13 protein-coding genes are annotated in these 14,701 nt (G+C 70.4%); 10 read left to right on the forward strand and 3 right to left on the reverse strand.

Annotation, left to right across the window (positions count from 1 at the left end; translation table 11 throughout):
• Positions 1 to 538 precede the first annotated feature (538 nt).
• The 5 genes from ACZ7CH_RS08580 (at position 539) to ACZ7CH_RS08600 (ending at position 4,836) form a co-directional block, all read left to right on the forward strand.
• On the forward strand, positions 539 to 964 hold the full coding sequence (locus ACZ7CH_RS08580) for a PPOX class F420-dependent oxidoreductase (protein WP_470373466.1): 426 nt from the start codon (positions 539 to 541) through the stop codon (positions 962 to 964).
• 5 nt (positions 965 to 969) lie between these two features.
• Positions 970 to 1,725: an HAD family hydrolase gene (locus tag ACZ7CH_RS08585; protein WP_470373467.1), complete on the forward strand. Its 756-nt coding sequence runs from the start codon at positions 970 to 972 to the stop codon at positions 1,723 to 1,725.
• A complete protein-coding gene (locus ACZ7CH_RS08590) occupies positions 1,718 to 2,614 on the forward strand; it encodes a phosphotransferase (protein ID WP_470373468.1) in 897 nt (298 codons plus the stop codon). The genes ACZ7CH_RS08585 and ACZ7CH_RS08590 overlap by 8 nt, the downstream gene beginning before the upstream one ends.
• An 81-nt stretch (positions 2,615 to 2,695) precedes the next feature.
• Entirely contained in the window at positions 2,696 to 4,216 is a 1,521-nt protein-coding gene (locus ACZ7CH_RS08595) for a UbiD family decarboxylase (RefSeq protein WP_470373469.1), read from the forward strand.
• A complete protein-coding gene (locus ACZ7CH_RS08600; protein WP_470373470.1) occupies positions 4,213 to 4,836 on the forward strand; it encodes a UbiX family flavin prenyltransferase in 624 nt (207 codons plus the stop codon). Before ACZ7CH_RS08595 ends, ACZ7CH_RS08600 begins: the two co-directional genes overlap by 4 nt.
• 13 nt (positions 4,837 to 4,849) lie before the next feature.
• Here the strand turns inward: ACZ7CH_RS08600 and ACZ7CH_RS08605 are convergent, their stop codons facing one another.
• Complete coding sequence (locus tag ACZ7CH_RS08605; protein WP_470373471.1) at positions 4,850 to 5,884, reverse strand: LacI family DNA-binding transcriptional regulator; 1,035 nt, start codon at positions 5,882 to 5,884, stop codon at positions 4,850 to 4,852.
• A 189-nt stretch (positions 5,885 to 6,073) separates the two neighbouring features.
• Here ACZ7CH_RS08605 and ACZ7CH_RS08610 point away from each other — a divergent pair, with 189 nt between their 5' ends.
• On the forward strand, positions 6,074 to 7,081 hold the full coding sequence (locus ACZ7CH_RS08610; protein WP_360393365.1) for a glycosyl hydrolase: 1,008 nt from the start codon (positions 6,074 to 6,076) through the stop codon (positions 7,079 to 7,081).
• Positions 7,082 to 7,170: 89 nt separating this feature from the next.
• Here the strand turns inward: ACZ7CH_RS08610 and ACZ7CH_RS08615 are convergent, their stop codons facing one another.
• The gene (locus tag ACZ7CH_RS08615; protein WP_470373472.1) at positions 7,171 to 9,579 is read right to left on the reverse strand and encodes a hypothetical protein; all 2,409 of its coding nucleotides are present in this window, start codon (positions 9,577 to 9,579) and stop codon (positions 7,171 to 7,173) included.
• A 177-nt stretch (positions 9,580 to 9,756) separates the two neighbouring features.
• On the opposite strand from ACZ7CH_RS08615, the gene ACZ7CH_RS08620 reads away from it, so the two are divergent.
• The 4 genes from ACZ7CH_RS08620 (at position 9,757) to ACZ7CH_RS08635 (ending at position 14,488) form a co-directional block, all read left to right on the forward strand.
• Entirely contained in the window at positions 9,757 to 12,516 is a 2,760-nt protein-coding gene (locus ACZ7CH_RS08620; RefSeq protein ID WP_470373473.1) for a helix-turn-helix transcriptional regulator, read from the forward strand.
• A gap of 55 nt (positions 12,517 to 12,571) precedes the next feature.
• Entirely contained in the window at positions 12,572 to 12,892 is a 321-nt protein-coding gene (locus ACZ7CH_RS08625; protein WP_360393374.1) for a hypothetical protein, read from the forward strand.
• The gene (locus tag ACZ7CH_RS08630) at positions 12,871 to 14,259 is read left to right on the forward strand and encodes an aminotransferase-like domain-containing protein (RefSeq protein ID WP_470373474.1); all 1,389 of its coding nucleotides are present in this window, start codon (positions 12,871 to 12,873) and stop codon (positions 14,257 to 14,259) included. Before ACZ7CH_RS08625 ends, ACZ7CH_RS08630 begins: the two co-directional genes overlap by 22 nt.
• 70 nt (positions 14,260 to 14,329) lie before the next feature.
• Entirely contained in the window at positions 14,330 to 14,488 is a 159-nt protein-coding gene (locus ACZ7CH_RS08635) for a hypothetical protein (RefSeq protein WP_360393379.1), read from the forward strand.
• A 55-nt stretch (positions 14,489 to 14,543) separates the two neighbouring features.
• Here the strand turns inward: ACZ7CH_RS08635 and ACZ7CH_RS08640 are convergent, their stop codons facing one another.
• A complete protein-coding gene (locus ACZ7CH_RS08640) occupies positions 14,544 to 14,690 on the reverse strand; it encodes a twin-arginine translocase TatA/TatE family subunit (RefSeq protein ID WP_360393382.1) in 147 nt (48 codons plus the stop codon).
• Between the last annotated feature and the right edge of the window lie 11 nt (positions 14,691 to 14,701).

A 14,701-nucleotide genomic window follows, 5' to 3' on the forward strand; every position in this document is an offset into this window, starting at 1 on the left:
GATCCACGGCGGCGACTGACCCCTCCTCACGGTCAAACATGATCCACATCCGACATGCTGCACGCCACCACGTTGATCATTCTGTTAGGACCTCTAAGTGACTCACTCGACCCGGCGTGCCTGGCCGGTCGTGGCGGATCGCGCAGGTGGCCAGACCGAGGGACGCCTCGTGAATGTCGATGACCATGAACGTTGAGTCACCGCAGTTGACCAATCTGTGAGGAACTTCTAGTCGTGCCCGACACGCATGAGCGACACGACGGACCTGCGAGTGCCGACAGCGTGTGGCGAGGACTCAACTCGTTTAGAAAGGTGTTCCGAGAGTTGGAATGAGTTCTGGACACGTCTTGGGTCGCTTGGTTCACTGTCCACACCCAACAGAGAATCCTGTAACCGCTGTGATTCCAGGAGGCGAATTGCGCTCGTCGGACCGGTGAGCTCGCACGCCGGCCGGCTCGGAAGTCGAACACATCGTGGCTGCCTGCATCGGACGAACAGTTCGTTGCAGCAGACGACACATCTTGGTTCAGGAGGTTCCATGTCCAGACTGTCGTATGGGGTCGGAAAGCTCGATTCCGCCTCTTCGGAACCTGACGAGATGGAACGCCTCTTCCGGGCGCCGATCATTGCAACGATCAGCACCGTCAGTCCAGCCGGGTACCCGCAGTCCAGCCCTGTCTGGATCAAGTACGACAACGGTCGGTTGCTGTTCTCCGCGGCCAGCAACCGGGTGAAGATCCGCCACCTGCGAGCGAACCCGAGGGTGAGCGTAATGGCGTTTGATCCCGAAAGCCCACGTAGCTACGTTCACGTGCAGGGCACGGTCACGATCACGCCCGACGGCGCGATGGAACTGATCGACGAACTGTCGCTCGCCTACTGCGGCAAGCCCTGGGCATCGCAGCGCGGCGAGGAACGGGTAGTGGTGCGGGTGGAGCCCTCCAAGATATTCGTGCGGCGGTAAGTCGCATGATCAAAGCCGTGTTGTTCGACGTAGACGACACCCTGATCGACTACGGGAAAGCTGAACGCGACGGAATCACCGCTTACCTGCGGTCATTGGCCGTGGCCTGCGATCCCGCCGCCGCGGTGGCAAGGTTCGGTGAGTTGCAGGGCTACTACTTCGATCGCTATCTCGCTGGCCTGATCGACTACGTCGGGCAGGCGACCGCCCTTGCGGCCGCGATGATCGATTGGCTGGAACTGTCCCCGCTGGACGATCCGTACGACTGGTTCTTGGGCTATCGCCGGCACTACGAAGCGTCGCTGACCCTGTTTCCCGATGTGCTCGACGGGTTGGCGGCACTGGGGGACATTCCGTTGGGCATCGTGACCAACAGCGACTCCGTGTACACCAGAGTCAAACTTCGCCGCACCGGGCTGCTTGCGCGGTTTGATTGCATCGTCGGAGTGGACACCGCCGGCGTGTCGAAACCTCATCCTCTGATCTTCCAGAGCGCATGCGCGGAGATGGGGCATCTCCCTGCCGTCGTCGCCTACGTCGGCGACAAGAAGCTCAGCGATGCCCAGGCCGCGGACTCCGCAGGCCTGCACGGCGTGTGGCTGAACAGGTCCAATGACGGCGCCGGGGGCTTGACCGACCTCCGTCAGCTCGCAACTGCTCTCGGGCTGTGCCCCGATCGATCGCCATCACACCGCGCGACCGTGGCGGCGGGAGTCCAATCCGGAGTGATCGGTGCCGAGGTGGCTGCCTGTGATGGATGACCCGTTCGACGCTCAGCAGGCTCAGGGCGTGCTGAAGGCGGCCTGTTCGACGATTGACCTGGACTCCGGCGATGCGGAGCTCATACGTCTCGGCGAGAACGCCGTGTTCTGGCTGCGATCACGTTCTGTCGTAGCGCGGATCGGCCGCGGCAGTGCCCGCGCGGCCCAGGCGGACCGGGAAGTGCGATCGGCCCGGTGGCTCGCGCGGATGTCCGTTCCTGCTGTTCGCGCGCTCGATGTCGACCAACCCCTTTTCTTGGACGGGCACGTCGTCACATTCTGGGAATCAGTGAGCACGGAGGTCGGCCGTGGCAGCCCTGCTGACCTGGCCGGCTTGCTGCGCGATCTCCACGCCCTGGAAGCACCTCCGGAACTTGATCTTCCAGTCGCCGACCCGTTTCGTCGTGCACGCACCTGCCTCGATCGCGCGAAAGCACTGAGCGAAGAGGACCTGTTGTTCGTCAACGGCCTCCTGAACGACCTGGCGGCCAGGTACGAGAACCTCTCGTTCGCCCTCCCTCAAGGCGTCGTGCACGGCGACGCGAACGTGTGGAACGTCTTCCTGGACCACCGTGGAGCACCTGTTCTGGGAGATCTCGACACCTTGGCTGTAGGACCACGGGAGTTGGATCTCATGCCCGTGGCCTTGTACCACCACCGACTCGGGTGGCACACCGCAGCCGAATATCGGGGTTTCGTCGGCGGATACGGATTCGACGTGAAGGACTGGGAGGGATACGAGGTGCTGGCGGATGCGCTTGAGATCGAGCTGATCGCATGGCTTGCGCAGAACGCCCATCAGAGCCCCGCAACCTTGGCCGAGGTCGTCAACCGCATCGAGACGATCCGCACCGGAGCTTCCAGGCTCGGGTGGACCCCGTTCTTGTGAGCTCGGGAATTGCTTCATGCTCTGCCAGGGCGTCCAGAGGTCAGCCGCAAATTGGAGCTGTAGACGATGGGGGAACCAGCCGTGGCCATCCGTCCCGAGCCGAGGAACGGCTCCAGGAGCTTTCGCGACTACCTGGAAGTGTTGGACGAGCTCGGTGATCTGCGCGAGATCGACTGGAAGGTCGACACGGACCTGGAGATCGGCGCGATCATCCGGCACAGCAGTGAGACGTGTGCTCCGGCGCCGTTGTTCACCAACATCCTGGGCCACGACGGGTACCGCGTGGCCGGCGCTCCTCTGGCCTACAGCTCTGATCCCGGTGCCAGGATGGCCAGAGTCGCGGTCGCGCTGGGATTGGACCCTGCGACACCCGGTCCGCGCATCGTCGAAGAGCTCTCCGCCGCACTGCGCAACGATCCGATTGCCCCGGTCGTGGTGCAAGAGGCGCCCTGTCAGGAAAACGTCCTGCTCGGCGACGACGCGGACTTGACCGATCTGCCGGTTCCGCTGCTGCACGTCGGAGACGGTGGCCGATACATAAACACGCTGGGCATCTTCGTGCTGAACAGCCCTGACCGGAAGTGGACGAACTGGTCGGTCGCCCGCGCCATGCTGATCGACGGTCGGCGCATGACGGGTGTGGTCAGCGGGGACCAGCACAACAACGTCATCCGCCGGATGTGGCAGGAGCGAGGCGAGCCGATGCCGTTCGCACTCGTGCAGGGAGCACCGCCCGCGGCGTTGTTCGTGGGCGGGATGCCCCTGCCCGACGGCGTGAACGAGGCGGACTTCCTCGGTGGTTACTTCGGCGAGCCGATGAAGACCGTGCGGTGCAAGACGGTGGACGTCGACGTTCCCGCTTCCTCGGAGCTCGTCATCGAGGGCTACCTGGACATGGACGAGACCTGGCCGGAGGGACCGAGCGGTGAGTACCACGGCTATCTCGGCTCAGGTACTAAGTTGCGCCCGGTTTACCACATCACCGCGATCACCCATCGAAACGACCCGATCCTGCCGGTCGTCTGCGGCGGCAAACCCGTGGACGAGGACCACACCATCTGCGGACCCGCCATCGCTGCCGTCCTCCTGAACGAGCTGCGGTCGGCCGGACTGCCGATCACGTCCGCCTGGGTCGTTCCAGAAAGCGGATGCACCATGCTCGCGGTGTCGGTTGCACCGGACTGGCGGCAACGCACCAAGGCAACCTCGTCCGAGTTGGCGCGGCGCGTGCTGGAGGTGTGCAAGGCACCTGGCGCCGTTCACGCGGGCTGGTGGATCAACAGGCTGATGGTGCTGGACCAGGACATCGAGCTGTCCGACCACCGCGATCTGATGTGGGCCTGGGCAACCCGGTGCCACCCTGCCACCGGACGTCAGGTCGTCACCGACCAGCGGATCCCGGCGGGGGTCGTGTCCTACGACGACGCGGAACGCAAGGCCGCACGCGGCCCGGTCGAAGTGCTGGACTGTTTGACCCCTGCTGACCTACTTGCGTCGCGGAGCACCGCGTTCGCCGACAACTACCCGGTGGAGCTGCGTCACAAGGTCCTCGTCGACCTGTACGGCGACCGCCGGGCAGGCAACGGAGGTTCGCTCGCATGACCATGGGGGAGCCGAGTGTCAACGGGCAGCACCGTCGCCACCTGGACGAGCTTCATCGCGGCCGCGACCTGCCCGTGGTGGTCGGGATCAGCGGCGGCAGCGGGATGATCTACGGAATCCGTCTGCTCCAGGTCCTGCGAACGTTGGAGATACCGTCCCACCTGGTCATCTCCGTCGGTGCCCGGAAGGCGCTGCCCTACGAGTGCGACCTGTCGGTGCGTGAGATCGCCGCGCTTGCGGATGTCCACCACAGCCCCTCCGACATGGCAGCCGCGATTTCCAGTGGTTCGTTCCGCACCAGGGGCATGATCGTCGCTCCGTGCTCCGTGAAGTCGCTGGCACAGATCGCCACCGGTGTGTGCGACACCTTGTTGACCAGGGCAGCCGAGGTCACGCTCAAGGAGCGTCGACGTCTGGTCCTGATGGTGCGGGAGACGCCTCTCACCTTGACGCATCTGCGGAACATGGCCACGGCCACTGAGAACGGTGCGATCATCGCGCCGACGGTGCCGGCCTTCTACACCCGCCCGCGGACGCTCGACGACGTCGTGGACCACACCGTGGGTCGTGTACTGGATCTATTCGACCTCGACACCGGAGCGTTTCCCCGCTGGGCATAGGGGAAACAGGCACTCAGCGGGGACTCAGGCCGCGCTGCGCGAACGCCGTCGTCGACCGCGGCACGAGCCGAGGAGCCGGCACCTCTACCACACCCTCCACGTCCCCGCCGGCGATCACGTCGAGCATCAACCGCGCCACCCGCGCCCCGTACCCGGCCACGTCCCGGGTCAGTGCCGTGATCGCCGGCCGCATCACCTGGCACAGCTGCGAGTCGTCCCACGCCACCACCGAGAGGTCCGCGGGAACGGAGAGCCGCATCTCGTCGGCCACCGACATGCCCGCCACGGCCATGATGCTGTTGTCGTACAGGATCGCCGTTGGGCGAGTGGGGGAGCTGAGCAGCCGGCGGGTGGCCTGCGCGCCTTCCAGGCCGGTGTAGTCGGTGTGCACGACGTCGGCCGAGTCGAGGGTGCACGACGCGGCTGCCGTGCGGAACGCCTCGTCGCGGCGGCGGGTGTGGAGCAGGTCGGGGAGGCCGGCTATGCGGGCGATTCGGTGGTGGCCCAGGGCGGCCAGGTAGCCGACGGTGTCGGTGGCGGCTGCGGCGTCGTCGGCCCAGACGTGGGGGAGGGTGCCGGTGCCCGTGGGGCCGCCGACCACGACGGTGGGCAGGGCCAGTTCTTCCAGCAGGGGGATGCGGGGGTCGTCGGCGCGCAGGTCGACCACGATCACGCCGTCCACGCGGTGGCCGCCCCACCAGGACCGGTAGACGTCCAGCTCGGCGTCGGCGTTCGCCACCACCTGCATCATCAGCGCGTAGCCGGGGGCGGCCAGCACCGACTCGATGCCGCTGACGAGCTCCATGAAGAACGGTTCCACGCCCAGGGTCGTGGCGGGGCGGGGGAGTGCCAGACCGATCACGTTCGTGGTGCCGCCGGACAGGACGCGGGCTGCGCTGTTGCGGTGCCAGCCGATCTCGTCGGCAGCGCGCTGGACGCGCTGACGGGTGCGGTCGGAGACCCCAGGGCGGCCGTTGAGGGCGAACGACGCCGCGCTGATCGACACGCCCGCGCGGCGTGCGACGTCGGAGATCGTCGGCCGCTTCAACCCCGGACCTCCTCGTTGGCTGGTGATCTCAACCTAGCAGGTAGCTAAAGCGTTCGATGGACATAGCTGATGAACGCGTCTATCTTCGAGCAGACAAACAAATAAAGCGCTTTAGTCAATCGGCTCGCCGCCGCAGCCACCGCGCAGTCCCGCCCGAACGAGGTGCGGGGTCGACGAGGAGGAGAGCGAGTGCGACACACGAAGACAGCGCCGCAGCGTTTCGGCGCGGCATTGGTTGTTGTCCTGACCGCCCTGGCCACGGTGTCACCGCCGGCGCAGGCGTTCCCCAGGTCGTCACGGCAGCAGGTGATCGACTACCTGGGTTCGGTCACCGGCCGGTACGTCGTGTCCGGTCAGCACAACAAGGAGCCGGCGAGCAACCCCGGCCAGTACACCCAGCAGGTCAAGGACATCACCGGCCAGTACCCCGGACTGTGGGGTGGTGACCTGATGTTCCGGCCTGAGGACGTGGCGAACCGGCAGCGGGTGGTCGACCAGGCGAAGGTCGAGTGGGCCAACGGGTCCCTGGTCGCCCTGACCTGGCACGTGTGCACGCCCACCGGTCCGAGCACCTGCCAGTTCGACGGCGGGGTGAAGACGCAGATCGGCCAGAGCCAGTTCACCGAGGTGGTCACCAGCGGCACCGCGCTCAACAACGCCTGGAAGCGCCGCCTGGACGAGGTCGTGCCCTACCTGCAGCAGCTCAAGAACGCGGGTGTGCCGGTCCTGTTCCGGCCGCTGCACGAGATGAACGAGGCCTGGAACTGGTGGGGCAACCGGCCGGGACCGGAGGGCAGCGCGAAGCTCTACAAGATCACCCGCGACCACCTGGTGGGCAAGGGGCTCGACAACCTCATCTGGGTGTGGAACGTCCAGGACAACCCCGCCGGCAACTGGGCCGCGTACTACCCCGGCGCGCAGTACGTGGACGTCGTGTCCCTCGACGTCTGGTACAAGGGCCTGCCCAGTTCCGGTGACTACCAGCAGGTCCAGAACATCGCCGCCGGCAAGCCGATCGCCCTCGCCGAGACCGGGAAGGCGCCGAGCGCGGCGTTCCTGGACGCCCAGACCCGGTGGAGCTACTTCATGATCTGGTCGGAGCACCTGCGCGGCAACAACACGGCGGCGGAGGTCCAGACCGCCTACTTCCACCCGCGCACGCTGAACCAGGGCGAGTTCACGATCCCGGGCGCGTAGCGCCGGCGGGTGCTGCCGGTGCGCTCCACGACGCCGGCTCCGGCGGCGACGCGGGCCAGGAGGTTCTGGCCCGCGTCACGACCGTGCGGTCAGAGGCGTTGCAGGGTGTAGGTCCCGCTACCCGCCTTGTTCACCAGCACCACGCCGTACCAGCCGGTGGCCGGCGGGGTGAACGTGATGGTCTCCACCGCGCCGGGACCGCCGATCGCGGCACCGGCGGCGACACTGGTGCGGCTGCGGACGTAGGTGGCGGACTGGCCGGCCACCGAACCGACGAGGAACAGCTCCGCGTCCTGGGAGGCGCTGCCCGGCGTGACCTTGATGGTCACCGGCACGCCCGCGGTGAGGCTGGTGTCGCGCACCGCCACGACCTTGGTGCTGGACATGGCGATGGACTGCGCGGACGCCGCGGGCAACGTGGTCGAGCCCTGGGCCAGCTCCAGGCTGTAGCCGCCGGTGCCGGAGGAGGCGTTGACGCGCGGGTAGAAGTCGCCGAGCGGCGTCGTCCCCGAGTTGGAGTTGATCGCCACGAAGTCCACGACACCGGCGGCCAGGCTCGCGCCCTTCTGCACGGTCTGGGCCTTGTCGTCGTACACGCGCAGGTCGTAGTCGGCGCCCGCCGGTGAACGCAAGGCCACCACGGACCACGCATTGGTGGTGGTGTTGAAGGAGAAGTTGTGCGGCACCGGGGTCGGCCGGGACACCGCGGTGTTGTTGGCCAGCGGGTCGCGGAAGGTGTAGTCGATGGTGTTCTGGTAGAGGGACGCGAGGCCGCCGCCGGCCGCGGTGTTGAAGCCGTCGGCGGTGCGGTGGGCCCAGAACTCGGCGAACGTGTTGGACTTGTGGTTCAGGAACGTCGTCCAGATGTTGCCGGGGTTGCGGCCGCTCTCGGCCAGCCGGTCCCACGGTGCCTCGTCGGTGCTGTCGGACAGGTCGATCAGCGCGCCGGCGACGCGGCCCTCCACGGTGTCGCCGTTCTCCCACGGGAAGCTGCCCCACCACGGGTTCCAGGTCGAGCCCCAGGTGGCGCTCTCCAGGTCGATCCAGTTGCCGTCCGCCCAGTTCCACACCGGGTCGTTGTAGACCTGCACGGGGGTCCACTCGGCGAAGCCCTCGACCCAGGCCAGGCCCGCGGTGCCGTGGGTGTGGACGCCGTGCGGGCCACCGGCGCCGGGCACCGGGCTGAACTCGTAGACGTCGTCCATCACCGAGTGCGTGGCCTCGTGCACGGTGACGTCGCGGGAGTTCGGGTCGTTGGCCATCAGGTGGATCTGCCGGGTGGGCGGGTCGTAGTAGGTGCCGGTGACCGAGTCCCAGCGCCAGTTCACGACCACCCGCGGGCAGGTCGCGCCGCCGGCGTCGTTGGCGTCCCAGCAGGCGCCCGGCTTCCAGTTCCAGAAGTCGTTGATGGCGTCGTAGGCCTGCACACCGCGCTGGTGCAGCGGGTCACCGGGCTGGAGCTGGCCGAAGTTGTGCGTGGTGCCCGTGGCGAGGTTGGCCGCGACCGGGCTGTCGTAGGAGTAGACGGTGCCGGTGCCGGTCTCCTGCACCCGCCACATGTTGTTCTCGGCGACGAACCGGACGTAGATGTCCTGGCCGCCGTTGGCGAGACCGCCGTCGGTGTCGGTGTTGTCGAAGCAGACGGAGTAGTTGCCCGCGCCGTCGGTGGCGACCACGCCGAGCAGGTCGTGGGCGTCGTTGACGTCGCGGTCCCACACCTGCACCCCGTAGTTGGGGGAGCTGCGGACGACGGCGAGGTTGTCGGTGTAGGCCCAGCCGCCGGTGACGCAGGCCGTTCCGGCCAGTGCGGTGGTCCCCTCGACCTGAGCGGTGGGCCTGGCGGGGGTGGTGGCGGCGGGGCGGTGGGTCAGCTGCGGGGCGACGCGACCGGCGGTGACCACGGCCGGTGCGGTCGTGGTGTGCGCGGAGCCCGCCATGCCGGGGGAGGACTTGCCGCCGCGGTCGGCGACGGTGAGGTACACGTGGTCGGCGGGGATCGGGGAGTGCTCGTCACCGGCGGACACCGCGCGCACCGCGATGTCGGCGGGACCGGCCGCGGTGGCCCTGACCCGGCCGGTGAACCGCTGGGTGCCGCCCGCGGCCAACGCCGTGCCACCCTCGGCGCGGCGCACCCCGCCGCGGTCGGCGGGCGTGGCCGGGGTGACCTGGCGGCTGCCGAGGCCCGCGGGCACCTGTTCCCATTCAAGGCCCGCCGGCAGGTCCACCTCGACGCGCACGTCGGGGCGGGCGAACTGGGCGGCGACCTCCACGGTCAGCACCGCGGACTCGCCCACGGCGGGCAGGGCGGCGAGCCCGGCCGAGACGGAGACGCAGCTGCGCCACTGGTGCCGGTCGGAGACGTGCGGGTTCGGTCTCAGCGCGCAGGCCTCGGGTCCTCGCGCGGCGTGCGCTCCCGGCGGGGCGCCGGTGACCAGGCCGCTCGCGGTGAGCACGACCAGTGCGGTCACCCACCGGGCACGCGCCTTCGCTGCAGACATCGCTCACCACTCCTCGGGTGTCGAAAAAGGCTTGGAAGCACAACGATCGCCGCGCGACGCCGGACCGGACAGGCCCACTGCCCCCGCGGAAGGGGTGGACCACTGCGGGAGGTCGCCGAAAAATCCGCGCGGGAGATCACCGGCGCCATTACCGTTGTGGCGGGCGGAAGGGGGAGCGTGGCCGGTTCGCAGCTGGTGGGACGGGAGCGCGAACTCGCTGCGGCGGCGGAGGTCCTCGCACGGGCGCAGGAGCGCACCGCGCGGTTGCTGCTGTCCGGCGAGGCGGGGATCGGCAAGAGCGCGCTGTGGGAGCGGGTGCTGGCCGACGCGGCGGAGCGCGGCTGCACGGTCCTGTCGTGCCGTCCGGTCGAGTCGGAGGCCCAGCTGGCGTTCGGCGGTCTGGTCGACCTGTTCGACCGCTTGCCGGACAGCGCTTTCACGCTTCTGCCGCAACCACAGCGCACCGCGCTGGAGGTGGCGCTGCTGCGCCGCCAGGCCGGCGAGGGCGCGGGTGACCAGCGTGCGGTGTGCCTGGCCGCGCTCAACGTCGTCCGCTCGCTGGCCGCCGCCGCACCGCTCGTGCTGGCCGTGGACGACGTGCAGTGGCTGGACGAGTCCAGCGGCCGGGTGCTCGCGTACGTGGTGCGCCGGTTGGCCGGGGAACGCGTGGCGGTCGTGGTGTCCGTGCGCGACGGGGACGGCGGTGCCGCGCCGCTCGGGCTGGCCGGGCAGGACCACCTGGTGCACCTGCGGCTGAGCGGGTTGAGCATCGGCGCGCTGCACCGGTTGGTGCGCGGTGCGGTCGGTGCGCCGCTGCCCCGGCCCACGCTCGTCCGCCTCCAGCGGGCCAGCGGCGGCAACCCGTTCTACGCGCTGGAGCTCGCCGGTGTGCTGGACGACGGTGGTGCGCCAGGACTTCCGCTGCCGACCCCGCGCGCGTTGGGTGAGCTGCTCACCGACCGGATGGTCGCGCTGCCCGCCCACAGCAGGGAGGCCCTGCTCTACGCCTCGGCGCTGGCGCAGCCCACCGTCGACCTGGTCGCCCGCGCCATGGGCGACGCCGAGTCGGCGGACGAGGCGCTGGCCGACGCGGAGGACCACGGTGTGGTGGAGGTGCTGGCGGGCGCCGTCCGGTTCACGCACCCGCTGCTGCGGTCCGCCGTCTACTCGGCCGCGCCGAACGGGCGCCGCCGCCGGGTGCACCGGCGGCTCGCGGAGGTGCTGGACGACCCGGAGACCCGCGCCCTGCACCTGGCGTTCGGGGCGAGCGGCCCCGCTCCCGAGGTGGCCGACGCCCTGGGCGAGGCCGCGCACCTGGCCCAGCAGCGCGGTGCGCTCGAGAACGCGGCCCGGCTGTGGGAGCTGGCGGCCGGTCACGTCACCGAACCGGAACGCAGGGCCGGGCTGCGGGTCGCCGCCGCGCAGTGCCTGTTCTCCGCCGGGGACGCGCAACGGGCCCGCGAGCTGTTCGAGGCCGCCGTGGCCGATCTGCCCGCCGGCCCGCACCGCGCGGTGGCGTTGCTGGAGCTCGCGGTCGCGGTGTTCTTCGGCGGCGGCCCGGTGGAGGCGACCGCGCTCAGCGACGAGGCGCTGGCCTGCGCGGGGGACAACCCGGTGCTGCGCGCGACGACGTACCTGCGCCGGTCGTTGTTCTGCCAGAACGACACCGCCGAGCGCTACCGCAACACCCACCAGGCGCTCGACGAGATCACCGGCCACGAGGAGGAGGCGCCCGACGACCTGGTGGCGTGCATCCTCGTCAGCAGCGCCTACTACAAGCTGCTCGCCGGACTGGGCCTGCACCACGACTACCTGCGGCGGGCAGCGGAGCTGGTCTCGCCGACGGCCCAGAACCGGGACGCGCGGGCGGCCCGCAGCCTGCTGCGCGTGGTCGCCAAGTACACCGATCCGGTGCGCGGGCGGCAGGAGTTCGCCTTGTCGCACCGCGCCTCGCTGGACCGGGGCGACGAGGCGATCGCCGTGCACGAGCTGGTGCACCTGGCCGAGCTGGACGTCTGGCTGGGTGACTGGTCACTGGCCGCCGCGGAGGCAGCGGAAGCCGTCGACGCCGCCGAGCAGACCGGACAACGACCGTGGGTCGCCTACGCCCTCTACACCCGCGCCCTCGTCGACGCCCACCGCGGCGACCACGACGAGGCGTGGGAAGCGGCGACGGAGGGGCTGCGCATCGCCACCGACCTCGACGACTCGTGGGTCACCGTGCACCTGCGGGCCGTGCTGGGCTTCACCGAGCTGTCCCGGCACGAACCGGCGGCGGCCAGGGAGCACCTGCTCGCCGCGCTGGAGCTGTGCGCGGCGGTCGGGCTGGGCGACTTCCCGCTCAGCTCATTGTACGGCGACCTGGTGGAGGTGAGCGCGGAGCTGGGGCTGGTCGCGGAGGCCGAGGCGCTGCTCGCGGACCTGGAGCTGCGCCGCGACCGCGCGCCCCGCCCGTGGGTCACCGCGGTGGCCGCCCGATCCGCCGCCGTGGTGCGGATGGCGCGCGGTGACCTGGCGGGCGCGCAGGAGGCGGCGGAGGCGGCGCCGGAGCTGCCGATGCCCTTCGAGCGCGCCCGCACCGACCTCGTGCGCGGCCGGATCCTGCGGCGCCGCAAGGAGAAGCTCCTGGCGCGGGAGCTGCTGCTGGCCGCCAGGCACGAGTTCGAACGGCTGGGCGCACGCCAGTGGGCGGCCGAGGTCGACACGGAGCTGAGCCGGCTGGGGTTGCGCCGCGACGACGAGCACGGCCTGACCGCGACCGAGCTGCACATCGCCCGGCTCGTGGCCGGCGGGCTGAGCAACCGCGAGGCGGCCGCGGCGGCGTACGTGACGACCAAGACCGTCGAGGCGCACCTGAGCCGGATCTACCGCAAGACCGGTGTGCGCACCCGGCGCGAGCTGAGCCGGTTGGGGTTCCTGCGGGAGCCGCGGGACTGACTGTGGGGTCGTTCCCCGATTCCCGCAGGGGTGTCCCCGCCGCAGGCTTGACCGCATGACGACGGAGCCGGCGGGTCAGCTGTTCCTGGTGGAGTGCTACCTGCCCGGCGCGGCCGCGGAGGAGGTCGCCGCGGCGATGTGCTCCGTGGTGGCCGCTGGTAGGGGAACCACGGCATTCGTCTGCTGCCTGGCGATACCGGGCGACGACACCTATTTCGGCCTCTTCGGCGGCGGCACGCCGGACCACCTGGAGCTGACCTTCCGCAGGGCCGGGGTGCCCTTCGAGCGGATCGTCGAGGCGACGCGGGTCGGTCTGGACGCGGCCGGGGAGGCGTTCGCAGGACAGGGGGAACGATGCGCGACCAGGAGAGCCTGACGGTCCCGATCGGGCTGGACCGCGGTACCGGCAGGCCGTTGCAGGAACAGCTGGCCGACCAGCTCGCCGCGGCGGTCGACCGGGGTCAGCTGGCCAGCGGCCACCGGCTGCCGTCCACCCGGACGCTCTCCGAGCGGCTGGACGTCTCGCGCGGCGTGGCGCTGGCGGCCTACGAGATCCTCTACTCGCGCGGCTACCTGGAGAGCCGCCGCGGCTCGGGCACCTACGTCGCGGGCCGCACGGCCGCCGTGCGCGCGCTGCCCGCGCCGAAGGCCGGTGCCGAGCTGGTCGACTGCACGCCCGGTCAGGCCACCCGCGACGACTTCCCGCTGGCCGCGTGGCGTGCGGCGTGGCGGCACGCGAGCTTCCAGCCGCCGCTGACGTGCGACCTGCCCGCCGGTGGGCTGCCGGAGCTGCGCCAGGCGGTGGTCGAGCACCTGCGCCGCACGCGCGGCCTGGTGGCGGACGACCACGAGGTGCTGATCACCACCGGTGTGCCGCAGGGCGTGCAGCACGTGCTGGCCGCCTTGGCCGGTCGCGGACGCGTCGCGGTGCAGGACCCGGCACCGCCCGCGCTGGGGCAGGCGGTCGAGTACGCGGGGGCCACGGCCGTGGCGCTGCCCGCGGACCGGGACGGCCAGTGGACCGGTGTGGTGCCGCCGTCCTGCACGGCCGTCGTGGTCTCACCTGACGGGCAGGTGCCCGCGGGCGCGGTGCTGCCCGCGTTGCGCCGCGGCCAGCTGGCCGACTGGGCCCGGCGCGAGGACGGGTACGTGGTGGCGGTGGCGGTGGACCACATCGCGCCGTCCGCGGCACCGCTGCCGAGGCTGCTGCACCTGGCCGGCCCGCGGGTCGTGGTGGTGGGCGACTTCCGCACGGTCTTCGACCCGTCGCTGCACGTCGGTTACGTGCTGGTGCACCGCAGCCGCGCCGACGAGGTGACGCGCAGCGTGCGCCGCGGCCACGACCAGCCCTCCGCCGTGGCGCAGTCCGCCATGGCGCACCTGCTGGCCGAGGGGCACGTGATGCGCAGGCTGCGGCGGCTGGAGCGGTCGTTCGCCCGCAAGGACGTCCTGGTGCGCGCGGCTCTCGCGCCCCTGCGGCTCGCGGCACCGGGTGTGCCGGGCGTGGTCGTGGTGCACCTGCCCGACCACGTCCGCGCCGCGCAGGTGCAGGCCGAGCTGCGCCTGCGCGGCGTGGTGGTGCCGGTGCTGGCGGCCTACCACCTGCCCGGCCGCCCGGCGGGCAACGCACTGGTGTTCGGGCACGGGCACCTGTCCGACCGGGCGCTGCGCACGGCACTGGACGCGCTCACCACCGTGCTGCGCGCCGACCACGCCGTCACCGACCGGGCGTGCGGCCTGTAGTGCGGGCCGCTCGACGACTCCCGCGCAGTCCGCGCGGCGAACGCAGGAAGAACGAAGGGGAGGGGTTCTCATGAACGTCCGCAAAGCAGTTCTGGCGGCCGCACTGGCCTTGGCCGCGGCATTCGCGGTCACCGCGGGACCGGCGGCAGCGGTGACCGGTGCCGACCCGGTGGCGCAGCAGGACGCCGAGCGCGAGGGCGGTGGCGGCGAGGGCGGTGGCAGCGCCTGAGACGAGCAGGCACGGCGCCGTTCCCCTCTGCGGAGGGGGACGGCGCCGTGCCGTGTCAGGACTTGCTGTCGTCATCGCCGCCGCGGCGCAGCTCCCTGCGGGCGTCCGAGATGGACCTGGCCAGCTTCGGCAGTCGGCTCGCGCCGAACAGCAGCACCACGACGAGCAGCACGAGCAGGATCTCCGTCATGCCCAGTGGCACGGCACACTCCT

The organism is Lentzea sp. NPDC037011 (genome assembly GCF_055607425.1).